The sequence below is a fragment of the Massilia sp. TWP1-3-3 genome (assembly GCF_049897805.1).
In the GTDB taxonomy this organism is placed as follows: domain Bacteria; phylum Pseudomonadota; class Gammaproteobacteria; order Burkholderiales; family Burkholderiaceae_D; genus Telluria_A.
This window is the reverse complement of the sequence record NZ_JAFCWX010000022.1, coordinates 21,947-44,717: the sequence shown is the minus strand read 5'-3', so window position 1 is coordinate 44,717 and position 22,771 is coordinate 21,947. Positions and strand designations below refer to the sequence as shown.

The following is a 22,771-nucleotide window of genomic DNA, read 5'->3' as shown; positions in this document are numbered from 1 at the left end:
TTTCTACTAGAACCGAATGCGCGATGACCCAATCCAGCAGTAAGCCAGCCTCTGTACTGCCGGACACCGAAGGTAAAATCAAGGTGCTGCTGGTGGACGACCAGCCCATGATCGTCGAAGCGGTGCGCCGCATGCTAAGCGACCAGGACGACATCGAATTTCACTATGTGCTCGATGCCGCCGTCGCGCATGCGCAGGCCGAAAAGATCGCACCGAACGTGATTTTGCAAGACCTGATCATGCCGGGCAAGGATGGTTTTGCCCTGATCCAGGAATACCGCGCCAGCGAACGGCTCAAGGCGGTGCCGGTGATCGTGCTCTCGGCGCGCGAAGACCCCAAGCTCAAGGCGCACGGGTTTGCCGTGGGCGCCAACGATTATGTCACCAAGCTGCCCGACCGGCTCGAACTGCTGGCGCGCGTGCGCTACCATGCGGCCGGGCATATCAGCCGGCTGCAGCGCGACGAAGCCTTCCGTTTTTTACGCGAGAGCCAGGCCAGGCTGGCCGACGCCAACATCGAACTGCAAAAGCTGGCCGCGCTCGACGGCCTGACCGGCATTGCCAACCGGCGCCGGTTCGACGACGCCATCACGACCGAGTGGCAGCGCGGCATGCGCGAACAGGGGCCACTATCCTTGATCATGTGCGACGTCGACAGCTTCAAGCTCTACAACGACGCCTATGGCCACCCGGCGGGCGACCTGTGCCTGAAAAAGACCGCCGCTGTCCTGACCGAACACTTGAAGCGCCCGGCCGACCTGGTGGCGCGCTACGGCGGCGAAGAATTTGCCATCGTGCTGCCGGAGACGGCCTCTGCGGGCGCGCTCCAAATTGCCAGCGCCTGCCGCGCCCATCTTGCACAACTCGCCATCGAACACGGCGGCGTGGCCGGGGGCATCGTCACCGCCTCGTTCGGCGTGGCCACGATGCTGCCCTCGCCTGGCGCCAGCGTGGACCAACTGATTGCGCGCGCCGACAAGGCGCTGTATGCCGCCAAGGAAGGCGGACGCAATTGCGTCAGCCAGGCTCCAGAATAACCACAACCCTGCAAGGAAACCATGAGTACGCTGCAAAACGTCACATTGAGCAAAAAATCGAATGTCTACTTCGACGGCAAATGCGTCTCGCATACGGCCGTGCTGGCCGACGGCAGCAAAAAAACCGTGGGCGTGATTTTCCCGTCGACGCTGACCTTCAACACCGGCGCGCCGGAGACGATGGAAATTGTCGGCGGTAAATGCCGGGTGCGCCTGGCTGGCGCCGACACCTGGGTCACGTACGAAAGCGGCCAGCAATTTGACGTCGCCGCCAACAGCGCCTTTGACATTGAAACGCTGGAGATGGTGGACTACGTCTGCCACTTCGGCTAAAACCGCAAGCGGGTTCAAAACCTCAACCGGGGTCAGACCACTTTTGCCGAAACGCTAAAGTGGTCTGACCCTGTTTTTTCAGCAAAAGTGGTCTGACCCTGGTGTGGAAGAAATTAAATAAAGACGGGCTCGGTTTCGAGCGTGACGCCGTAGCGGGCGGCGACGTCAGCCTGGATGGCGCGCGCCAGCGCCACGACGTCGGCTCCCGTCGCCCCGCCATTATTGACCAGCACCAGCGCCTGCTTCGGGTACACGCCCGCCGCGCCCAGCGTCCTGCCCTTCCAGCCGCATTGATCGATCAGCCAGCCGGCAGCCAGTTTTTCGCTGCCGTCCGGCTGCGCATGGTGCACCAGCGCCGGGTGCGCCGCCAGTAGCGCGTCACATTGGGCGCGCGTGACGACGGGATTTTTGAAAAAGCTGCCGGCGTTGCCGATAACGGCAGGGTCGGGCAACTTGCGTTGCCGGATCGCGACGATGATGTCGCTGATGGCTTGCGGGCCAGGTGCGCCCAAGCCCGCAGCGGCCACCGCCTGCGCCAGCTCGGCATAGCGCAAATTGGGTTGCCAATCGGTCGGCAGCGCGAACGTGACGTCGACGATGACGAGACCGGCCCCTTGCGCGTGCTTGAAGACGCTGTCGCGGTAACCGAAGCGGCAGGCTGCAGCATCCATTTCGCGCAGCACGCCCTGGTTCAGGTCGTACACGGTCAGCGCATGGAAGACGTCTTTGAGCTCGGTGCCGTAAGCACCGATGTTCTGGATCGGCGAAGCGCCCACGGTGCCGGGAATGAGCGCCATGTTTTCCAGCCCGCCCAAGCCTTGCGCCAGTGTCCATTGCACAAAGCCGTGCCAGTTTTCGCCGGCCCCGCAGCGCACCAGGGTGTGGCCGCCGTGCACGCCAACAATCTCCTTGCCAATAATGGCCATATGCAGCACCAGCGCGTCGACGTCGCCGGTCAGCACGATGTTGCTGCCGCCGCCAAGCAGCAGGCGCGGCAGCGCGGCAAGCACGGGATCGGCCATCACGGCGCGCAATTGCTCAACTGCCGTGACGGTCAAAAATGCCCGCGCGCGCGCGGCGATGCCGAAGGTATTGAGTGCCTGGAGCGGGAAATCGGGAAGGATGGAGAGGTCGGGTTGCATAAGTTACCGTGGTTTTAGCCGATTATAGGATAAATATGGGAAAAAAAGCCGTGCAACCGGGGCGAGGTGCCCGTTGTCCGTTAAAATATCGGCATTCTACATTTGCAAGTAAAAGGAAACCACCATGCCGTCATTTGATGTCGTCTCCGAAGCAGACATGATCGAGGTAAAAAACGCCGTTGAGCAAGCGAGCAAGGAAATCATCGGCCGCTTCGATTTCAAGGGCAGTTCGGCCAAGATCGACCGCAAGGAAGCAGAACTGACCTTGTTCGGCGACTCGGACTTTCAACTCGACCAGGTGCGCGATCTGCTCACCACCAAGCTGGCCAAGCGCGGCGTCGATGTGCGTTTTCTCGATGTGGGCAAGATCGAGAAAATCGGCGGCGACAAGGTCAAGCAGCTCGTCAAGATCAAGAATGGCATTGAATCGGATGACGCAAAGAAAATCGTCAAGGCCGTCAAGGAAAGCAAGATGAAAGTCCAGGCCAGCATCCAGGGCGAATCGGTGCGCATCACCGGCGCCAAGCGCGACGACTTGCAGGCGGCCATGGCCATGCTGCGCAAGGATGTACCAGACATGCCGCTCGAATTTAACAATTTCCGCGACTGAGCATAACGCGCGCGGCGCTGAATCCGTCGTGCGCCGAGCAACGTATGTAGCTTTGGGGCCATTTATGCGCTTCAGGTAGAATTGGGGTTACGCAAACCGGCCTTGATCGGCTGTGCCAGTGGACCGGTGAAACTCGGTAGTCTAAGGATAGCAATGAAACGTGTTGATGATTTCCGCCTGCGTCTGGGCAATAAGGAATATGTACCGATCATGATAGGCGGCATGGGGGTCGACATTTCGACGTCCGAGCTGGCGCTCGAGGCGGCGCGCCTGGGCGGCATCGGCCACATTTCGGACGCGATGGTGGAAGACGTGTCGGACCGTAAGTTTGACACCAGCTATGTCAAAGACAAGACCAAGACCTACAAGTTCAATATCAACAACATGGACAAGGCAGTGGTGCAGTTCGACCTGGAGCGCCTGGCCGATGCCACGCGTCGCCACGTGGGCGCGACCATGGCCGCCAAGCGCGGCGATGGTTTGATTTTCGTGAACTGCATGGAAAAGCTGACCATGAACGCGCCCAAGGAAACCTTGCGCACGCGCTTGAATGCGGCGCTGGACGCCGGTATCGATGGCATCACCATGTCGGCCGGCCTGCACCTCGGTTCCTTCGCCCTGATTGCCGACCATCCCCGTTTTCGCGAAGCCCTGCTGGGCATCATCGTGTCCTCAGTGCGCGCTTTGCAACTGTTCTTGCGCAAGATTGCCCGCCTCGACCGCTTGCCCGATTACGTCATCGTCGAGGGTCCATTGGCCGGCGGCCACCTCGGCTTTGGCATGGACTGGGCCGAGTTCGACCTGCACACCATCATGGACGAGATCCACGCGTTCATGCGCGAGCAAAAGCTGGACATTCCGCTGATTGCTGCGGGCGGCATCTTTACCGGCTCGGACGCGGTCAGCTTTCTGGAAAAAGGCGCCGGCGGCGTCCAGGTGGCCACCCGCTTTACGATCACCGACGAATGCGGCCTGCCCGACGACGTCAAGCAGGAATACGTGCGCGCGACGGAAGACGACATCATCGTCAACGGCATCTCGCCCACCGGTTATCCGATGCGCATGCTCAAGAGCACGCCAGCCATTGGCGCCGGCATCCGCCCGGGCTGCGAATCTTACGGCTACCTGCTCGACGCTACCGGCAACTGTTCGTATATCAATTCGTACAACCGCGAAGTGCTGGCCCATCCGGGTGCCAAGACCATCACCGTCATGGACAAGACGTGCCTGTGCACGCATATGCGCAACTTCAATTGCTGGACCTGCGGGCACTACACCTATCGCTTGAAGAACACCACGCACAAGCTGGCCGACGGGCGCTACCAGATGCTGACGGCCGAGCACGTGTTCAAGGATTACCAGTTCAGCGTTGACAACCAGATTGCCCTGCCCGACCGGCAGGACGCCGTCGCCGCCTGAGCCAAGCACGAGCGATAAAAAAGCCGCGAAAATCTCGCGGCTTTTTTTTGCCCTGCCGTCAAGCTAGCCTTCGATGACGATGCGGCCGATCAAGGCGGCCTGGACGTCATCGGCCAAATCATTCGACACCTGGCAGGTGCCGGCATTCTCGTGCCCGCCGCCGCCGTATTCCAGCATCAGGGCGCCGATGTTGGTGCGCGAAGTACGGTTCAAGATTGATTTTCCGGTGGCGAACACGGTGTTCTGGTTGCGCAAGCCCCACAGCACGTGCATGGAAATATTCGTTTCGGGGAACAAGGCATAGATGATGAAGCGGTTGCCGGCAAAAATGACCGGCTCCTGGCGCAGGTCGAGCACCACCAGGTTCTTGTGCACCGTGGCGCAGCGGCGGATCTGGTCCTTGCATTTCTGGCTATGATCGAAGTACAGGTCCATGCGCTCGCGCACGTCCGGCAAGTCCATGATCTCGTCGATCGTGTGGTTCTTGCAATAGTCGATCAAGTCCATCATCAGGTTGTAGTTCGAGATGCGGAAATCCTTGAAGCGCCCCAGCCCGGTACGCGCATCCATCAGAAAATTGAGCAAGTCCCAGCCCTGCGGATCGAGCACTTCCTTCTGGTTGAAGCGGGCCGCGTCGCCCTTGTCGACGGCGGCCATCATGTCAAACCAGGATGCGGGGAACACCGACGAGCCGCCGTAATAGGCGTACACCACCCGCGCCGCCGAGGGCGCTTCGGGGTGGATGATGTGGTTGTGGCTCGGCGCGTTGCGGATGGTTTCCGACAAGTGGTGATCGAACGCGAGGTGGACGCCGGGAACAAAGGGCAGATTGGTGGTGATGTCGCGGTCGCTCACTTCAATCTTCCCATCCTGCATGTCCTTGGGATGGACAAACAGAATTTCATCGATCAAGTCCAGGTGCTTGAGCAAAACGGCGCACACCAGGCCGTCAAAATCACTGCGCGTTACAAGGCGACATTTTTTCTTGTCTAGGGACATAGGCGCACCATAGGGGGATATAAGGATTATCTGAAGATCATGAAACGCCGCTGGTCGAAATCGGTTCCCCATAGTACAGCGTCGTATTGACTTCTGAAAAGCGATGTTTTCGTCGCCACGCCCAGGGCTTCCCGTGCATTCCAGGCCTCCAATCCTGCAGACTGTCGCAAACGGATGGTCGTGCGCTGGATGGGGGACTAAAGTTGCATCATCCCAACAGCGCTAAGACGCGCCGATCACGTTTTTGCGGCAGGGACATGCGATGCTTTACACTCGCCTCTGCCACTGGCCCTTGCCACGCGCCATCGCGTTTTGATTTGACTACGGAAAACAGTTCACCATGCCTTCTCGCCGCCTTTCCCAGCAGGACATCAGTGCCATCATGGCATGGCTGCATCGCGCTTTCGATGCAACCACGACCTGGGTCACCGAATTATCATGGTGGAAATTTTTCCTGTTTGCCGCCGTCTCGCTGATCGCCGCCAACATCTTGCAAGACCAGTTGTTTTCCACCTCCGGTGAAGTCGTGGTGCGCTCGGACAGCGCCAAGGATGGGCATAAGAAGAAGGGCAAGAAGCCGGAAGCGACCATCCTGATCGACGACAGCGGAATTCACTTCAATCCCGGCAAGCCGGTCAAGCAACCGGTGGCGCCGGTGCCACCGACCCCGCCCGCCCCGCCCGAGCCGGCGGCGGACCCGGCCGAGCCGGGCACGCCAGCCCCGGAGACCACGCCGGACGTGGCCTCGATGCCCGACAGCGGCGACGCGGTGCACATCGAATTGCCGCCGCAAATCGGCGAAGAACTGTCGAACGCGATCGAAAAAGCGGTGGAAGACGCGGCCGAACAGAAAGTGACGCGCTACGAAAAGCAGGCGTCGACCTGGTTCATCAGCTTTGTGTCGCTGCTTATTCTCGCCTTGCTTGCCATGAAAGCGCTGGTGGGCGGCAAGAAGCGCGCCGAGGCGGAAACCATGACGGCCAACGCTGCCGCCGAGCGCGCATCGATGCAGCGCCAGCTCTCAGAAACCAAGATGCAAATGATGCAGGCCCAGGTCGAGCCGCACTTTTTATTCAATACGCTCGCGTCCGTCGAATACCTGATCGAAACGGATCCACCGCGCGCCTCGGCCATGCAGCGCAGCCTGATCCAGTACCTGCGGGCCGTGCTGCCGCAGATGCGCGACAACGCCGTCGTTACCAACCTGGGGCGCGAAGCGGACATGGTCAAGGCGTACCTGAACCTGCTCAAGATGCGCATGGAAGAACGCCTGACGGTCGACATGCAAATTCCCGAAGGCTTGCGCAGCGCCGCCTTCCCGCCCATGATGCTGCAATCGATGGTCGAAAACGCAATCAAGCATGGCCTCGAATGCAAGGCCGAAGGCGGCACCCTGCGCATCGTCGCTGAAGTTGCCAGCGGCAAGCTGCGCGTGATCGTCGCCGACGACGGCGTGGGCTTTGGCGTGATGCCAAGCGACGGCACCGGGCTGGGTTTGCCCACCATCCGTGAACGGCTCAAGCTGCTGCACGGCGACCAGGGCCAGCTGCACATCGCCGCCAACACCCCCACCGGCGTGATTGTCACCATCGAAGTGCCGTACCAGGTGTCGAAGTAAGCACTCGCCAAGGCATCGATTGACCAAGGAATCGATTGATTAAAGCGGCGATTCGTTGAATAATTGGCACCCTGATCACCAGAGCCCAACGGACCATGCCTACAGCAATCATTGCCGACGACGAAAGACTCATGCGGGACCAGCTGCGCATGCGCCTGTCTCAGGTGTGGCCCGAACTAGAAATAGTCGGCGAAGCCAAGAACGGCGATGAAGCCATCGAACTGGTCGCGCAACTGAAACCCGACCTCACCTTCCTCGATATCCGCATGCCCGGCAAGACGGGCATGGATGCGGCGCGCGCCATCGGTACCGGCAGCAACATCGTGTTCGTGACCGCGTATGACCAGTATGCGGTCGAAGCGTTCGAGCGCGGCGCGGTGGACTACGTGCTCAAGCCGCCCGAGCAGGAACGCCTGCAAGTGACGGTGGACCGCCTCAAGGCGCGCCTGGCGCGGCCGAAAGAAGCGGTCAACGAGAGCGTGACGGCCATGCTGTCGCAGCTGGCCGAAAAGATGGCCGCGCCCAAGCCGACCTATCTGCAATGGATCCAGGCCAGCATTGGGCAAGACTTGCGCATGATTCCCGTGGAAGAGATTTTATTTTTCCGCTCGGATGAGAAATACACCTGCGTGCAGACCGAAAAGTTTGAAGCGCTGATTCGCAAACCGGTGCGCGACCTGGCCGAGGAACTCGATCCTGCGCTGTTCTGGCAGATCCACCGGGCCACGCTGGTAAACGTGAATGCGATCGAGGGGGTCACGCGCGACATTCGCGGGCGCCATCTGGTGCTGATCAAGGGCAAGCCAGACAAGCTTGAAGTGAGCCGCAGTTTCTTGCACTTGTTTAAGCAGATGTAGCCATGCAGCGCGCGACGCGTCTCGACGGCTCGCGGCGCAATGCTCTGCGTTTTTCCGCCCTACAGCTCGCCCGACAGCTCGCCCGACAGCTCGCCCTACAGCTTACGCTTGTGCGCGGCTTGTGGGCCCTCAACGCCCACTTCCTTCTTCTGCACTAAGCTGGTCCCGGGCGCGCTTCGCGTGCCACCAACGGCAGGCACGCTCCATGACATTTCCGCGTTTTCCCCGTTTGCCAGCCTGGCGCGCGGGGTTTTTCGTGCTCGGCTTCGCAGGCGGGCAACTTCTGGCGCGCGCGCTGGCAAACACCCGGGGTCCACGGTTTGCGCAAAGCCACAGCCGCGACATCATCCACAATGCCAGCGAAGCGATTATCTCCACTGACGAATCGCAAACCGTGGTGCTGGTCAATCCGTCGGCCGCATCCATGTTCGCCACCACCGTCGAGGCAATGCAAGGCAGCCACCTGAGCCGGTTCATTTATCCGCTGCCCACCGCTTCGCGCGATGCCACGCCCGCCTATTTTGGCGACGGCGCCGGGCGCGCCGGGCGCCGCGCCACCGACTACGCCGTCACGGGCGTGCGCGCCAGCGGCGAAACGTTCCCCCTCGAAGGCTCGGTCTCGAGCACGGTTGAAGGCGACAAATTGATCAACACCATCATCTTGCGCGACGTCACCGAGCGCCAGCAAGTGCAGGAAAAGCTGTCGCGCTCGCACGCCCAGTTGCGCCAACTGTCGGCCGCGCTGCAAACGGTGCGCGAGGAAGAACGCGCCCACATCGCCCGTGAATTGCACGACGACCTGGGGCAACTGCTGGCTTCGCTGCGCATGGACCTCAATTTGCTGCAGCAGGAAGCACACGCCAGGCAAGCACACACCGGCGCCACCGATGCGCGCTTGATGGAAGGTATGGAAGAGAATTTGCTGACGGCCATCCATTCGCTGCGCCGCATCGCCACCAACCTGCGTCCGCGCGCGCTCGATGAAGGCGGCCTGTTTTTCGCACTGAAAGGCTTGCGCGACGAGTTCGTGCAGCGCCACGGCATCAGTTGCGCGCTGTTCGCCGATGAAGCCGAGCTGCGCCTGGACGACGCGGCCAGCACCGCGATCTTTCGCATCATCCAGGAAGCGTTGACCAATATCGCGCGCCACGCGGCAGCCTTGAGCGTTACCATGTACCTGTACCGCATCAATGGCCAGCTCTTGATTTCGATCCGCGACGACGGGCGCGGCATCCAGGCGTCCGACTTCGACAAATCGCAGTCGCTCGGCCTGATCGGCATGCGCGAGCGGGTCTGGGGCTTGCGCGGCGAAATCAGCGTCAGCGGCGACGACCCTCCCGGCACCCGCATCGACATCGTGCTGCCGCTGCCCCCCATGCCGTCCGGCGACGAGCAAAGCGCCGCGCAAGGCGCCCCTCAGGCGCAGCCGGCGGGGCGCATCGGCGCCAATCCTCCCTGATTGCAACAATATCTCCCTGTCATCAACGTGACACACTTGCTCGATATAATTTCCGTCGATTAGTAAGCAACTCGTTGAAGCAAACCCATGGAGATTCATATGCAAGTCAAATTGTTGGCAGCTGTAGTGTTCGCGTCCCTTCCCCTGGCAGCATCGGCACAGTCGAGCGTCACCGTGTATGGCGTGATGGACGCCGCCATCGCCCACGAAGACACCGGCGCGCCTAACGGCAGCCGCAACGTCGTCAATTCGGGCAACCAGTCAAGCAGCCGCCTCGGCTTCAAAGGCACGGAAGACCTGGGCAATGGCCTGAAAGCGATGTTCAACATCGAAGCGGGCGTCGCGCTCGATACCGGTGCCAGCGACACGGCATTGTTCGGCCGCCGCTCCGTGGTCGGCTTGTCGGGCGGCTTCGGTTCGCTCACCCTGGGCCGCGAATACAGCCCGATCGCCGACGTGGCCAAGGAAACCGACGTGTTCGGCCAAGGCTTCTACGGCAGCAATCTGAATGCCTTCACCACGGGCCGCCTGACGCGCCGTCTGAGCAACTCGGTGAACTACCGCACACCTACGATGAGCGGCTTCAAGGCAGGCCTGGCGTACTCGGCCGGCGAAACTTCCACCGGCCCATCGGGCACGCTCAAGGGCGTCATGGCCGACTACACCAACGCCGGCCTGTACATCGGCGCCGGTTACCATACGCTGGAGCGCCTGGCGAGCGGCGACGACAAGGAAATGATCGTCGGCGCGGGCTACAAGTTCGGCACGGTCGAACTGAAGGCCAACTACCTGGAAGCGGACCCGACCGGTGCGAACAATCAGTTCGAACAAGTCAACCTGGGCGCTTCCTACGGCATGGACGCGCACAAGTTCTTTGCCAATTACCAGACCAACAAGCTGGAAAACGGCGCCAAGGCCAACGGGATTGCCGTCGCTTACACGTACTCGCTGTCCAAGCGCACCAACGTCTACGCGTCGTACTCGACGCTGCGCAACAACGCCACCGGTCTGTTCGGCATGAATTCGTCAAGCACCAACGTGACGCCGCCGACCACGGCGCCAGGTGCGGATCCAAAAGCGCTGGTACTGGGCATGCGCCACTCGTTCTAAGCGACCCTGTTCCCCAAAAAGCACGCCTTGCGCGTGCTTTTTTCGTTTACTCAAGGTGCTTTACTTGTGATTTGTGTCTGATTTTTGTACGACTTACGTGTAATCCACACCCCCGCCCTGCCTCCCCCGGCAACATGGGCTCTCGCCAGGGGCTATAATGCTCTCGATTAATTTGTTGCAAACTTTTGAAGTCATTCTATGGAGATTCACATGCAAGGTAAATTATTGGTAGCTGCACTGTTCGCAACGCTTCCTCTGGCCGCATCGGCGCAGTCGAGCGTCACGGTTTATGGCATTGCCGACGCATCGATCGCGCGCGAAGACACTGGCGCGCCGGCCGGCGGCCGTAACATCGTCGCTTCGGGCAACCAGTCGACCAGCCGTTTTGGCTTTCGCGGCACCGAAGACATCGGTGGCGGCCTGAAAGCCATGTTCAACCTGGAAGCGGGCGCCCAGTTCGACACCGGCATGGGCGACTCTGCCTTGTTCGGTCGCCGCGCAGTCGTTGGCCTGGAAGGTTCGTTCGGCCTGATCACGATCGGTCGCGAGTACTCGCCAATCGCCGACGTTGCAGGTTTGACCGATATTAACGGCCAGGGTTTCTACGGCACCAACTTGAATTCGTTCAACGCCGGCCGCCTGACCCGCCGCCTGAGCAATTCGGTCAACTACAAGTCGCCTTCGTACTCCGGCTTCAAGCTCGGCCTGGCCTACAGCGCCGGCGAAGTTGCCACCGGTGCCTCCCAGAACCTGAAGGGCGTGTCGGCCTCTTACACGCTGGGCAACCTGTACCTGGGCGCCGGCTACCACACCATCGAGCGCCAGCTGAGCGGCGACGACAAGGAAATGATCCTTGGCGCGGCTTACAAAATGGGCGACATCGAGTTCCGCGGCAACTACATGACTGCCGATCCAACTGGTGCCAACAACCAGTACGAGCAGCTCAACGCGGGCGCTTCGTACGCCTTCGGCGCCAACAAAGTGTTCGGCAACTACCAGCGCAGCGAGCTGGAAAACGGCGCGCGCGGCAACGGTTTCAGCGTGGCTTACTCGTACACGCTGTCCAAGCGCACCAATGTGTACGCAGCGTACGCGACGATCCGCAACAACGACCAAGCCGTGTTCGGCATCAACTCGGCAGGCAGCAGCGTTGTCGTGCCGGTCGCGTCGCTGGGCGCCGATCCTAAGGCGTTCACGCTCGGCATGCGTCATATGTTTTAAGTTTTACCCGCAATGCAAAAAGCACGCGTCAATGCGTGCTTTTTTCGTTTACGGCGCAACATCCATGGATGTCACTTCAGGCGGCAAGTCAGCATCCAGTAATACTCCAGCCGCACGATCTTGATTTCGCGCACCGACGAGGCCAGCTTCTTGCGCAGCGCGCTGTCGGACGGATAGGTCTTGGGAATTTCATAGCGCTCGCCATCGGGCGCGGTGCGGATCTGGTACGTATTGCCTTCCATATCCGTGCGCGCCACAGTCTCGCTGCTGCCTTCCACATACGCGTCGTCCAGCAGCACGATCCACATATCCTTGCCCACCCTGGCACGCAACTGCGCCAGGAATTTCTCCTGCACTTCGCGCCCCACGTGCGACCACCAGAATCCGATGAACACGGCCGTAAAATCGCCTATATCTTCCGGCAAGTCATAGGCATCGGCGACGCGCAGCGTGACTTTGTCGGCCGGCATCGCGCGCAAAGCGGCCATGGCGATCATTTCCGGATTGATGTCGGTGGCCACGACCTTGTCGGCCACCTCGGCGATGATGCGGGTCCAGTAGCCGGTGCCGCAGGCGAGTTCGAGCACGGTGTGCCCGCGCAAGGCCTCGGCGACGTGCCCGCGCATGGCTTCCAGGTCATCCTGGCGTTCAGGGCGGTCGTAGATGCGGTCGTGGTTGGAAGCGCTCTTGGCATAAAACTGGGCAGATTGTTCGGTAATCATGTTTTTCTTAAGGTAATACGTTGCGTCACAGCTCGTAGTTGTCTTTGTTGCCACTCATGGCGGACTCGACCAGCTTGCGGTTCAGCGTGGGCGCCAGCAGCTCGATAAAGGTGTAGATATAACTGCGCAGATAAGCGCCCTGCTTGACCGCCACCCGCGACACATTCATGCCGAACAAGTGGCCGACAGGAATTGCCCGCAGGCTTTTGTCGCGCTCGGCATCGAAGGCCATCCCCGCTATGATACCAACTCCCATGCCAAGTTCGACATAAGTCTTGATGACGTCGGCGTCGATAGCTTCGAGCAGCACGTCGGGCTTGAGACCGCGCAGGCCGAAAGCGTGGTCGATCTTGCTGCGCCCGGCAAACGCGCCATCGTAGGTAATCAAGGGGTAAGTCGCGATTTCTTCCAGCGACACGGCCTTCGATTTTAACAGCGCATGGTCGGGCGGCACCACGACTACATGCTCCCATTGATAGCACGGCAGCGTGATCAGGCCGTCGATGCCGGCAATCGATTCGGTGGCGATGGCCAGATCGGCCTGGTCGCGCTGGACCATCTCCGCAATCTGGCGCGGATTGCCTTGCAGTAGCGACAAGCGCACCTTGGGATACTTGAGCATGAACGCCTGCACCACCTTGGGCAGCGTGTAGCGCGCCTGCGTGTGCGTGGTGGCAATGGTGAAACTGCCGCTGTCCTGGGCCGCATATTCCTTGCCTATACGCTTGAGGCTGTCGATTTCCTGCATGATCAGTTCCACCGAGGCCAGCACCAGCCGGCCGGGTTCGGTCAAGCCGCGGATGCGCTTGCCATGGCGTGTGAAAATATCAACGCCGAGCTCTTCCTCAAGTTCAATAATGGCCTTGGACACGCCCGGCTGGGACGTGAACAGCGCCTTGGCCGCGTCGGTCAGGTTGTAATTCTGGCGCACCGCTTCGCGCACAAAGCGCAGTTGATGAAGGTTCATTGCTATTTTTTCTCTATTTCTTCAGTAAAAGCCCTGCCCGAGCATTTTAAGTGATTGCTTATGCCTGATACGCATATAAGCAAATAAATTCTTAGTCCTTTGGAATATAGACGGAGTTTATTACCATTGGGGCTAGTTTGGGGAGACTCTGGTGCTCTGCCCCGCGCATCAAGACCGTAAAAAAACAGGATTACATATGTATCGCTACGACAAATACGACCATCTCATCGTCAAGGAACGCATCGCGCAATACCGCAGCCAGGTGGAGCGCCGCATCAACAATGAGCTGGACGAAGCCGAATTCGTGCCCTTGCGCCTGCAAAATGGCCTGTACATGCAGCGCCACGCCTACATGCTGCGCATCGCCGTCCCGTACGGCCTGCTGTCGGCAAGCCAGATGCGCATGTTCGGCCACATCGCGCGCAAGTACGACCGCGGTTATGGCCACTTCACGACGCGCCAGAATATCCAGTTCAACTGGATCGAACTGGAGCAAACGCCCGACATCCTGGCCGACCTGGCCTCGGTGGAAATGCACGCCATTCAAACGTCGGGCAACTGCATCCGCAACATCACGTCCGACGAATACGCGGGCGTGGCCGCGGACGAAATCATCGATCCGCGTCCGTACGCCGAAGTACTGCGCCAGTGGAGCACCTTCCACCCGGAATTTGCCGCCCTGCCGCGCAAGTTCAAGGTGGCGATCAACGGCGCCGTGGAAGACCGCGCCGCCATTGCCGTGCACGACATCGGCCTGACGGTGGTGCACAACGACGCCGGCGAGATTGGCTTTAAAGTCATGGTCGGCGGCGGCATGGGCCGCACCCCGATCCTGGGCAGCACCGTGCGCGACTTTTTGCCGTGGCAGCACATGCTCACGTATATCGAAGCGGTCATGCGCGTGTATAACCAGTACGGCCGGCGCGACAACAAGTACAAGGCGCGCATCAAGATCCTGGTCAAGGCGCTCGGCGTGGAAGCATTCACGCGCCTGGTCGAAGCAGAATGGCTGGACTTGAAAAACAGCCCGTCCACCTTGACGGTCGACGAGATGAACCGGGTGGCCGCCTACTTCACGCCGCCCGCCTACGAGCAGCTTGAGAGCACCGACCCGCTCGCCGAGCACGCCGGCAACAAGGCGTTCTCCAACTGGCTGCTGCGTAACGTCAAGGCGCACAAGGTGCCGGGCTACGCGATCGTGCTGCTGTCGCTGAAAAAAACCGGCGTGCCGCCGGGCGACGCCACCGCCACCCAGATCGACTTCGTGGCCGACCTGGCGGATCGCTACAGCTTTGGCGAACTGCGCGTCACGCACGAACAAAACCTGGTGCTGGCCGACGTCAAGCAGGGCGAGTTGTTCAAGCTGTGGCAAGAGATCAAGGCTCATGGCCTGGCCACGCCGAACATCGGCCTGCTGACCGACATTATCTGCTGCCCGGGCGGCGACTTTTGCTCGCTGGCGAACGCCAAGTCGATCCCGATCGCCGCGGCCATTGCCGAGCGCTTCGACGACATCGACTTCCAGCACGATATCGGCGAGATCGAACTGAATATCTCCGGCTGCATTAACGCTTGCGGACATCACCATGTGGGCTCGATCGGCGTACTGGGCGTGGACAAGGACGGCAGCGAGTTTTACCAGGTCTCGATCGGCGGCGCGCAGGGTAACAACTCGGCCATCGGCAAGATCATCGGACCATCGTTCTCGGCGCAGCAAATGCCCGAAGTGATCGACCGCCTGCTGCAAGTGTACGTGCGCGAGCGCGCCGAGGACGAGCGCTTTGTCGACACCGCGCAGCGCCTGGGTGTCGCCCCGTTCAAGGAACATGTTTATGCCACGCCGATCAAGGCGGGCAACCTGGTTGGAGAAGACCACTATGCTTGAAAATCACCCACAGATCATCAAGGGCCGCGAAGTCGTCGCCGACGATTGGAGCGTATTGCGCCTCGATGAAGGCCAGACTGCTGCTGACGCCGTCGTCCCCGAAGGCAAAATCATCGTGCCGCTGGCCGTCTGGCAGGCGCAGAGCGCCGTGCTGTCGTCGCGCGCCGCAGTTGGCGTCTGGATCGCTTCCGACGAGCGCCCTGAAGTGTTGAAAGGGGAGCTGGACAAATTTGCCGTTGTCGCCGTCGACTTCCCCAAGTTCACCGATGGCCGCGGCTATTCGATCGCCTACAACCTGCGCATGCGCCTCGCCTACACGGGCGAGCTGCGCGCCATTGGCGACGTGCTGCGCGACCAGCTGTTCCAGATGCACCGCACCGGCTTTGACGCGTTTGCCACGCGCCAGGACCGCAACATCAACGATGCGCTCAAGGGCTTGACCGACTTTTCAGAGGTCTACCAGACATCGGTCGACATCAAGGCGCCGCTGTTTCGCCGCCTCGAGCGCGATGTGCGCGTCGAGAGCAACGACGTCGGCTTTGGCATCTGAGGGCGCGCGCATGAGCGATATCACCGCACTGGTGGCAAGCACCAGCGAGACGCTGGCGCGCATCGCGGCCGAGTTCTCGCCCGCCGTCTTCGCCTCCAGCCTGGCCGCCGAAGACATGGTCCTCACCGACCTGATTTTAAAAGCCGGCCTGCCGATCGGGATTTTTTCGCTCGAGACCGGGCGCCTGCACCCCGAGACGCTGGCCGTTCTCGACCAGGTCAAGGCCACCTACGGCTACGACGTGACGCTGTACAAGCCGCAGGAAGCGGCCGTGGAAAACTACGTGGCGCGCAATGGCTTGAATGCGTTCTACGACAGCGTCGAGATGCGCCGCGAATGCTGCCGCATCCGCAAGGTGGAGCCGCTCGGACGCGCGCTGGCCGGCAACAAGGCCTGGGTGACGGGCCAGCGCCGCGCGCAGTCCACCACCCGCGCCGAACTCGATGTGCAAGAAGACGACCCGGCGCACGGCATGACCAAATTCAATCCGCTGGCCGACTGGTCGGAGGAAGATGTCTGGAACTACATCCGCGCCAACCAGGTTCCGTACAATGCGCTGCATGACCAGGGCTTTCCATCGATCGGTTGCGCACCGTGCACGCGCGCCGTGCAGCCGGGCGAAGACGTGCGCGCCGGGCGCTGGTGGTGGGAAAATCCGTACTCCAAGGAGTGCGGGCTGCACATGGTCGACGGCAAGCTGATTCGCATCAAATCCGTAGCTGCTTGAATTTCAATTGGCTGAACAAGAACAGGTCCACGCAATGAATACAACAACAGACATCCCACGCGTACTTACCGACGTCAATGCGCGCCACCTCGACGCGCTGGAATCGGAAGCGATCCACATCATGCGCGAAGTGGCGGCCGAATGCGCCAATCCGGCCCTGCTTTTCTCGGGCGGCAAAGACTCGGTGGTGTTGCTGCGCCTGGCCGAAAAGGCCTTCCGCCCGGGTAAATTCCCGTTCCCGCTGGTGCACATCGACACCGGCCACAACTTCGCCGAAGTGATCACCTTCCGCGACGCCCGCGCCGCCGAACTGGGTGAGCGGCTGATCGTCGGTTCGGTCGAGGAATCGATCCGCAAGGGCACCGTGCGCCTGCGTAACCCGGCTACCGATTCGCGCAATGCCGCGCAGGCGGTCACGCTGCTCGAGACCATCGCCGAATACAAATTTGACGCCTGCATCGGCGGCGCGCGGCGCGACGAAGAAAAGGCCCGGGCCAAGGAACGCATCTTTTCCTTCCGCGACGAATTTGGCCAGTGGGATCCCAAGGCCCAGCGCCCGGAACTGTGGGACCTGTATAACACGCGCGTCCACCCGGGCGAAAACATGCGCGTGTTCCCGATCTCGAACTGGACCGAACTCGATGTCTGGCTTTACATTCAGCGCGAAAAGCTGGCCCTGCCGCCGATCTATTTCGCGCACGAACGCCAGGTCATCCCGCGCAATGGTTTACTGGTGCCGCTGACCGATTTGACGCCGGCGCGCGAAGGCGAAACCGTTGAAACGCAAGTGGTGCGTTTTCGCACCGTGGGTGACATTTCATGCACCTGCCCCGTATCATCGAACGCCACGACGGTTGAAGCGATCATCGCCGAAACGGCCGTTACCCAGATCACCGAACGCGGCGCCACCCGGATGGACGACCAGACCTCCGAAGCGTCGATGGAAAAACGCAAGAAAGCAGGATACTTCTGATGAACGCCCGCATTGACCCAAGCTCCGACACCCTGACCGAACGCGGCCTGCTGCGCTTTATTACCGCCGGCTCCGTCGACGACGGCAAAAGCACGCTGATCGGACGCCTGCTGTTTGACAGCAAAGGCATCTTCGCCGACCAGCTCGACGCCATGTCGCGCTCCAAGCACAAGCGCACCGTGGGCGACGCAGTCGACCTGTCGCTGCTGACCGATGGCCTGGAAGCGGAGCGCGAACAAGGCATCACAATCGACGTCGCTTACCGCTACTTCGCCACGCCCAAGCGCAAGTTCATCATCGCCGACACGCCTGGCCACGAACAGTACACGCGCAACATGGTCACCGGCGCCTCGACGGCGGACGCGGTCATCATCCTGATCGACGTTTCCAAGGTCAAGCTGCGTGAAGACGGCGGCGTCGACCTGCTGATCCAGACCAAGCGCCACTCGACCATCGCCCACCTGCTGCAAATCGAGCACGTGGTCGTCGCGGTCAACAAAATGGACCTGATCGGCTACGACCAGGCCATTTATGATCGCATCGTCAAGGCTTACCAGGAATTTGCCGCCACGCTGGGCTTGAAGGACATCACCCCGATTCCCTTGTCGGCCCTGACGGGCGATAACGTCGTCGAGCGCGGCGACAAGCTCGGTTGGTACGAAGGCCCGACCCTGATCGAACTGCTCGAGTCGCTGTCGGTCTACGACGAGTCGCACAATGCGCCGTTCCGCTTTCCGGTGCAGCTGGTGGCGCGCCACAACGGCCACGAAGCGAACGACTTCCGCGGCTACATGGGCCGGATCGAAGCGGGCAAGGTCAGCGTCGGCGACAAGCTGGTGGTGCAGCCTTCGGGCCAAAGCGCCACCGTCAAGGATATCGTCACGCTGGAAGGCTCGCACCAGTTTGCCGTGGTGGGCCAGTCGGTCACGCTGCTGCTCAATGAACACCTGGACATTTCGCGCGGGGACCTGCTGGCAGGCGCCGACCAGCCGGCCACGCTGCTCAAGACGCTCAACGCAGACGTGTGCTGGATGTCGGACGAGCCGCTCGACCTGCGCCGCAAATACTGGATCAAGCACGGCACCAAGCAGACGGGCGCCAAGGTCACGGCGATTGACACGCTGCTGGACATCAACACCCAGCAGCGCCATCCCGCGCAAGGCTTGAAGCTGAACGACATTGCGCGCATTTCGCTCTCCGTGCAGCAGCCGCTGGCGGCCGATGCGTATGACGACATTCGCGCCACCGGCGCCTTTATCCTGATCGATGAAGTGACCCACCAGACCGTCGCCGCGGGCATGATCCGTCTGGGCGAATAAGGCAAGCACCATGACAGCTGTTCCCGGAAAAGTCTACCTGGTGGGGGCCGGCCCCGGCGCCCAGGACCTCATGACGCTGCGCGGTGCGCGCCTGCTGGCGCAAGCCGACGTGGTGCTGCACGACGCGCTGGTGACCGCCGAGATGCTGGAACTGTGCCCGCAAGCGCAGAAGATCCTGGTTGGCAAACGCTGCGGCCAGCTGTCGACGGCGCAGCAGTTCATCAACAAGCAGCTGGTCGACAACGCCAAAAAACACGCCATCGTGGTGCGCCTGAAAGGTGGCGACCCGATGCTGTTCGGGCGCGCGGATGAAGAATTGCGCGCGCTGGAAGAAGCGGGAATCGCCGTTGAAGTGGTGCCGGGCATTACCACGGCGCTGGCGGCGGCTGCCGCAACGCGGCAACCGCTGACCAAGCGCGGCGTATCGCGCAGCGTGGCGTTTTTTACGTCGAGCACGGCGCCCGAGCACGCGGGGCAATCGGCCATTCCCGACACCGATACGCTGGTGCAGTACATGGGCGGGCGCGAGGCGAGCGTGACGGCGCAGCGCATGCTGGACCAGGGACGGCGGCCCGACACGCCGGTGGTGGTGATTGAAAACTGCAGCCGGGTCGATCAGCGCATTTTCAGGCTGACGCTGGCGACGCTGGCGCAAGGGCTGGGACAGGCGCATGGACCGGTGCTGGTGATGCTGGGCGAGGCGATGAAGCAGCGCGAGAAGCAGGCGTCAGATGCCGCGGAGCCGGAGCCGAAGCCAGCGCGCCTGCGGGCATAAATCGATATATTGAGCAAGGCGTAGGGCGGAAAAGCCCGCAGGGCGCATTTTGCCAAGCGTCCCGGGGACCTCTCGGCGGAATGCGCCCTGCGGGCTTTTCCGCCCTACAGTAGAGGCTTTGCGACTACCTACACAAACCGCTGGTCATGCTCGTCAATCTCCCACTGCAGCTTGTCAGCACTCGCGTAGGTCAGTTCCGCAATCTTCCCCAGCCTGGCAAAGGCGCGCTGCAAGCGCGCGCTGAGCTGCGGCGACTGCATCCCGGCCAGCTGGCAACGAATCTCCCGAATATCTTCCTTTAAACCGCGCAAGGCGTTGCGCAGTGCGTGATCGGTATCGATTGCCTCGCCGACCTCATCGTGCATGCGCGAACGCAAAAGATTGATGCGCTCGCCCATCAGATGGAGGCGGTCGCCAAGCCGGTCCAGCCGTAACGCGCAGCGCCGTTCGGCGCCAAACGAAGCAAACGCAACTTCAGAGCGCCGGAACACGTCAAGCACGTTGGCAAACAGGTATTTGAGGGTGTTTGCAAGCATGATCAGACCCAATCGAATCGCAGAAAATATCAAGAAAGTCTGGTCCCAATCACGGTGCACGTCAAACGTTCACGTCCCGTTTGACACTGATTTAAAACAAACGAACCGATTATTTACCGGGTGCGTTTTTGGCGCTTGCAAACCCGGGCGCCATGGGCCATAATCCAAATGCGAATAATTCTCATTTAACAGGAGGTGAGCCGATGACTAAGCACGCTTTACCGCAGCACGCCGCGGCGCCGGCCGCCCGGCAAACGCAGCCGGTGCGTCTGAGCAGCCACGACTTGCTTCGGCAAGCCCGGTCGATCGAGATCGAGCACGAGGGCAAAATCTACCAATTGCGGCTGACGCGCTTGAACAAGCTGATCCTGACCGCCTGAATTTTCCCTGAATTCCCCTGAATGCAGCCAGCCATCCGCCACCATGCGGCAAGCGAGCCAATCAACCACCATTATTAGGAGCGTTGCATGGCTATCGACCTGACAAATTCCCCCTCAACCGCGCCCGGTTTGCCGCCCCAGCCGGAACTGCTGGTCTCCAGCGCGCTGCACTTGATGACCCACTACAGCGCCCAGGCCGGGCAGGCGGGAGCGTGCGTGAAGCTGGCGTCGGTCATTGAACGGCATTTGAAGGCGCTGGCCGGCCATGGCGACCTGAACCCGGTGCTGCGGGCCACCTGCCAGCAGTTGTCGGAGCAGTGGGCCCTGGTCGTCGACAAGGCGATGCCGCGGCCGACCCGGCCGAAATTATTCCCCAGCTTCGGCCCGCGCAGTCACTGACCGGCATTGCGGCGCCGGGGTCTGAGCTGGGTCCGAGCTGGGTATGAGCTCGCACGCCCCAACTAGTCAGGCTTTGGCGATGGCGCAGCCGAAAGGCGCCAGTGTCTGGCCGCGCACGCCGTGCGCGTACAGCATCTGCTGGGCTTCGAAGGCGGCGGGCAGCGCGCAGGCGGTGTCGGCGAGGTTGACCGCGACCAGCAGACGCGCATCGGCATTGCTGCGCCAGTACACCAGCAGCTGGGGAACGCCGCTGCGCACGAAGTGCACCGCGCCCTGGCGCAGCGCCGCATGCGCGCGGCGCAACTTGATCAGCGCCTGGTAATGCTTGAACGTGCTTTGGTCGAAGCTGTCCCAGTCAAGGCGGAAATCGTCGAACAGCGAACGCCAGTCCTGCCAGCGCGGCTCGTTGAATTCCTGCCCCATCATCAGGTGCGGCACGCCGTCAAGCGTGAGCACGACGGCGGCCGCAGCCAGATGCAGCGCAGGGCCAAAGTAGCGAAAAGCCCTGCCCTGCTCCTTTTCTTCCAGCCAGCGCATGCGCAGCGCCCCGCGCGGGAAGGTGTAGGTGGACTCTTCCCATTGCCAGCGCAGCGCGTTGGCCGTCGCTTCGCCGGCGGCGATGCGCAGCATGGTCTCGCGCGCGCCGCCGTCGTACGTCAGGTCGCAGGCGTCGAGGTGATGCAGTTCGTCGGTCGATTGTGAAATCAGGCCGATGTCGGGCCGCACGGCGACCAGCGCGGCGCGGATCTCGTCCAGGAAGTCGAGCGGGGTAATGTCGGCGTCGTCAAAGCGCATGCCGTCAAGATCAAAGCCGGTCACCCAATCCTGCATGGCCTTGAGCAGCCAGGCGCGCGAGTGCCGGTTGCTGAAGTCGAAACCGGCGAAACAGGCGCGGTCCGGCACCGCATAGTAAATTGCGCCGCCGGCGTCGCGCGCAAACCATGCAGGATGGCTTACGGTGAGCACGTTGTCGCAACTGGCGCGGTTGAGCGTCCAGTCCAGCATGATGCGCATGCCGCGCGCGTGGATGTCGGCCACCAGCGCGCGCAGTTGATCGGCAGTGCCCAGCTCCGGATCGATGGCCATGAAGTCGCGCACCGCGTAGGGGTCGCCCTTCTCGCCAATGCGCGCGGCCACGCCGATGGGCTGCACCGGCATTATCCAGATCACGCTTATGCCAAGCTCCTGCAGGTAGCCCAGGCGCTCGCGCACGCCGTCAAAGGTGCCGCCGAAGGCACGCACCGACAGCTGGTAAATCACGCCATTGGCGAGCCACGGCGCACTTGCTACAGCGCTGCGGCGGCGGTACAGGTCGCCGGGCGTTTGCTGGGAGGCCTCGCCGGCCCGTACGAACACGTCGCCGAACTCGTTGATGGTAAAGCAGGAGTTGTTCTGCGCGTCTTCCGAAATCCAGGGATTGGCGGGGTCGACGATCTAGTCGCGCCCATTGACGACGTACTTGTAGTGATGGCGTCCGGGTTTGGCCGGCACCATGGCCTGCCAGGTGACGGCGCCCACCCGCGTGAGAGGGAAGCTGTCGCCCACCCAGTTATTGAAGGTGCCTGCCACCGCGACGGAGTCGATGCCGGCCCCGCCGTCGAAAGTAAAGCGGATGCCGCGCGCGGTTTTTTGCGGCAGCAGGTCGGGCCGCAGGGGTGGATTGGTGGTTGTCATGATGGCAGTATTTTACCGCGTGGCGCAGCGCTTTTACAACGCCTGCCCATCGCCAACGC

The 22,771-nt window shown here is 61.5% G+C and carries 24 protein-coding genes; 17 read left to right on the top strand and 7 right to left on the bottom strand.

Translation table 11 applies throughout. The annotated features are described in order from the left end of the window. The first annotated feature begins 23 nt into the window (after positions 1-23). Complete coding sequence (locus tag ACP7D4_RS19540; RefSeq protein ID WP_426100845.1) at positions 24-1,037, top strand: diguanylate cyclase domain-containing protein; 1,014 nt, start codon at positions 24-26, stop codon at positions 1,035-1,037. A gap of 21 nt (positions 1,038-1,058) precedes the next feature. After that, complete coding sequence (locus ACP7D4_RS19535; RefSeq protein ID WP_426100843.1) at positions 1,059-1,370, top strand: pyrimidine/purine nucleoside phosphorylase; 312 nt, start codon at positions 1,059-1,061, stop codon at positions 1,368-1,370. Between the two features lie 113 nt (positions 1,371-1,483). On the opposite strand, the gene murB is transcribed toward ACP7D4_RS19535, so the two are convergent. After that, complete coding sequence (murB, locus tag ACP7D4_RS19530; RefSeq protein WP_426100841.1) at positions 1,484-2,512, bottom strand: UDP-N-acetylmuramate dehydrogenase; 1,029 nt, start codon at positions 2,510-2,512, stop codon at positions 1,484-1,486. 124 nt (positions 2,513-2,636) lie between these two features. Between murB and ACP7D4_RS19525 the strand changes: the two genes are divergently transcribed. Together ACP7D4_RS19525 and ACP7D4_RS19520 are read left to right on the top strand one after the other, a co-directional pair. Continuing rightward, positions 2,637-3,122 (top strand): YajQ family cyclic di-GMP-binding protein, encoded by a 486-nt coding sequence (locus tag ACP7D4_RS19525; protein WP_426100839.1) that lies wholly within the window; start codon positions 2,637-2,639, stop codon positions 3,120-3,122. Positions 3,123-3,275: 153 nt separating this feature from the next. Next, positions 3,276-4,541 carry a nitronate monooxygenase gene (locus tag ACP7D4_RS19520; protein ID WP_426210822.1) on the top strand — a complete coding sequence of 422 codons (1,266 nt, stop codon included), beginning with the start codon at positions 3,276-3,278 and terminating at the stop codon, positions 4,539-4,541. A gap of 63 nt (positions 4,542-4,604) precedes the next feature. Here the strand turns inward: ACP7D4_RS19520 and ACP7D4_RS19515 are convergent, their stop codons facing one another. Then, a complete protein-coding gene (locus ACP7D4_RS19515) occupies positions 4,605-5,540 on the bottom strand; it encodes an exopolyphosphatase (RefSeq protein ID WP_426100835.1) in 936 nt (311 codons plus the stop codon). Between the two features lie 340 nt (positions 5,541-5,880). Here ACP7D4_RS19515 and ACP7D4_RS19510 point away from each other — a divergent pair, with 340 nt between their 5' ends. The 5 genes from ACP7D4_RS19510 to ACP7D4_RS19490 all read left to right on the top strand — a co-directional run bounded on the left by ACP7D4_RS19510 (position 5,881) and on the right by ACP7D4_RS19490 (position 11,805). Continuing rightward, positions 5,881-7,158, top strand: coding sequence for a sensor histidine kinase (locus ACP7D4_RS19510; RefSeq protein ID WP_426210820.1), 1,278 nt, complete (start codon positions 5,881-5,883; stop codon positions 7,156-7,158). Between the two features lie 95 nt (positions 7,159-7,253). Continuing rightward, positions 7,254-8,015, top strand: a complete 762-nt coding sequence (locus tag ACP7D4_RS19505) for a LytR/AlgR family response regulator transcription factor (protein WP_426100832.1) — start codon at positions 7,254-7,256, stop codon at positions 8,013-8,015. A gap of 205 nt (positions 8,016-8,220) precedes the next feature. Beyond that, positions 8,221-9,474 carry a PAS domain-containing sensor histidine kinase gene (locus ACP7D4_RS19500; RefSeq protein WP_426210819.1) on the top strand — a complete coding sequence of 418 codons (1,254 nt, stop codon included), beginning with the start codon at positions 8,221-8,223 and terminating at the stop codon, positions 9,472-9,474. Positions 9,475-9,573: 99 nt separating this feature from the next. Further along, a complete protein-coding gene (locus ACP7D4_RS19495; protein ID WP_426100828.1) occupies positions 9,574-10,584 on the top strand; it encodes a porin in 1,011 nt (336 codons plus the stop codon). 210 nt (positions 10,585-10,794) lie between these two features. Continuing rightward, positions 10,795-11,805 carry a porin gene (locus ACP7D4_RS19490; RefSeq protein ID WP_426100826.1) on the top strand — a complete coding sequence of 337 codons (1,011 nt, stop codon included), beginning with the start codon at positions 10,795-10,797 and terminating at the stop codon, positions 11,803-11,805. Positions 11,806-11,876: 71 nt separating this feature from the next. Here ACP7D4_RS19490 and ACP7D4_RS19485 read toward each other — a convergent pair whose 3' ends face one another. Both ACP7D4_RS19485 and ACP7D4_RS19480 read right to left on the bottom strand, forming a co-directional pair. Beyond that, the gene (locus ACP7D4_RS19485; protein ID WP_426100824.1) at positions 11,877-12,527 is read right to left on the bottom strand and encodes a class I SAM-dependent methyltransferase; all 651 of its coding nucleotides are present in this window, start codon (positions 12,525-12,527) and stop codon (positions 11,877-11,879) included. Positions 12,528-12,552: 25 nt separating this feature from the next. Beyond that, entirely contained in the window at positions 12,553-13,494 is a 942-nt protein-coding gene (locus ACP7D4_RS19480) for a CysB family HTH-type transcriptional regulator (protein ID WP_426100822.1), read from the bottom strand. A gap of 196 nt (positions 13,495-13,690) precedes the next feature. Here ACP7D4_RS19480 and ACP7D4_RS19475 point away from each other — a divergent pair, with 196 nt between their 5' ends. Genes ACP7D4_RS19475 through cobA form a run of 6 tightly spaced genes read left to right on the top strand, consistent with a single transcriptional unit; the run spans position 13,691 to position 19,723 of the window. Continuing rightward, the gene (locus ACP7D4_RS19475; protein ID WP_426210817.1) at positions 13,691-15,379 is read left to right on the top strand and encodes a nitrite/sulfite reductase; all 1,689 of its coding nucleotides are present in this window, start codon (positions 13,691-13,693) and stop codon (positions 15,377-15,379) included. Then, positions 15,372-15,929, top strand: coding sequence for a DUF934 domain-containing protein (locus ACP7D4_RS19470; RefSeq protein WP_426210815.1), 558 nt, complete (start codon positions 15,372-15,374; stop codon positions 15,927-15,929). The genes ACP7D4_RS19475 and ACP7D4_RS19470 overlap by 8 nt, the downstream gene beginning before the upstream one ends. A gap of 10 nt (positions 15,930-15,939) precedes the next feature. Next, a complete protein-coding gene (locus tag ACP7D4_RS19465) occupies positions 15,940-16,656 on the top strand; it encodes a phosphoadenylyl-sulfate reductase (RefSeq protein WP_426210814.1) in 717 nt (238 codons plus the stop codon). 34 nt (positions 16,657-16,690) lie between these two features. Beyond that, entirely contained in the window at positions 16,691-17,629 is a 939-nt protein-coding gene (gene cysD, locus ACP7D4_RS19460) for a sulfate adenylyltransferase subunit CysD (protein ID WP_426100814.1), read from the top strand. Next, on the top strand, positions 17,629-18,948 hold the full coding sequence (locus ACP7D4_RS19455) for a sulfate adenylyltransferase subunit 1 (RefSeq protein WP_426100812.1): 1,320 nt from the start codon (positions 17,629-17,631) through the stop codon (positions 18,946-18,948). The genes cysD and ACP7D4_RS19455 overlap by 1 nt, the downstream gene beginning before the upstream one ends. A gap of 10 nt (positions 18,949-18,958) precedes the next feature. Then, positions 18,959-19,723: a uroporphyrinogen-III C-methyltransferase gene (cobA, locus tag ACP7D4_RS19450; protein WP_426100810.1), complete on the top strand. Its 765-nt coding sequence runs from the start codon at positions 18,959-18,961 to the stop codon at positions 19,721-19,723. A 128-nt stretch (positions 19,724-19,851) separates the two neighbouring features. Here the strand turns inward: cobA and ACP7D4_RS19445 are convergent, their stop codons facing one another. After that, on the bottom strand, positions 19,852-20,259 hold the full coding sequence (locus ACP7D4_RS19445) for a hypothetical protein (protein ID WP_426210812.1): 408 nt from the start codon (positions 20,257-20,259) through the stop codon (positions 19,852-19,854). A 203-nt stretch (positions 20,260-20,462) separates the two neighbouring features. Between ACP7D4_RS19445 and hemP the strand changes: the two genes are divergently transcribed. Both hemP and ACP7D4_RS19435 read left to right on the top strand, forming a co-directional pair. Continuing rightward, on the top strand, positions 20,463-20,639 hold the full coding sequence (hemP, locus tag ACP7D4_RS19440; RefSeq protein ID WP_426100806.1) for a hemin uptake protein HemP: 177 nt from the start codon (positions 20,463-20,465) through the stop codon (positions 20,637-20,639). A gap of 87 nt (positions 20,640-20,726) precedes the next feature. After that, complete coding sequence (locus ACP7D4_RS19435) at positions 20,727-21,038, top strand: hypothetical protein (protein WP_426100804.1); 312 nt, start codon at positions 20,727-20,729, stop codon at positions 21,036-21,038. A 66-nt stretch (positions 21,039-21,104) separates the two neighbouring features. Here ACP7D4_RS19435 and ACP7D4_RS19430 read toward each other — a convergent pair whose 3' ends face one another. Both ACP7D4_RS19430 and ACP7D4_RS19425 read right to left on the bottom strand, forming a co-directional pair. Then, positions 21,105-22,394 (bottom strand): alpha-amylase family glycosyl hydrolase, encoded by a 1,290-nt coding sequence (locus tag ACP7D4_RS19430; protein ID WP_426210811.1) that lies wholly within the window; start codon positions 22,392-22,394, stop codon positions 21,105-21,107. A 78-nt stretch (positions 22,395-22,472) separates the two neighbouring features. Next, positions 22,473-22,712: a glycogen-binding domain-containing protein gene (locus ACP7D4_RS19425; protein ID WP_426100800.1), complete on the bottom strand. Its 240-nt coding sequence runs from the start codon at positions 22,710-22,712 to the stop codon at positions 22,473-22,475. Positions 22,713-22,771 lie beyond the last annotated feature (59 nt).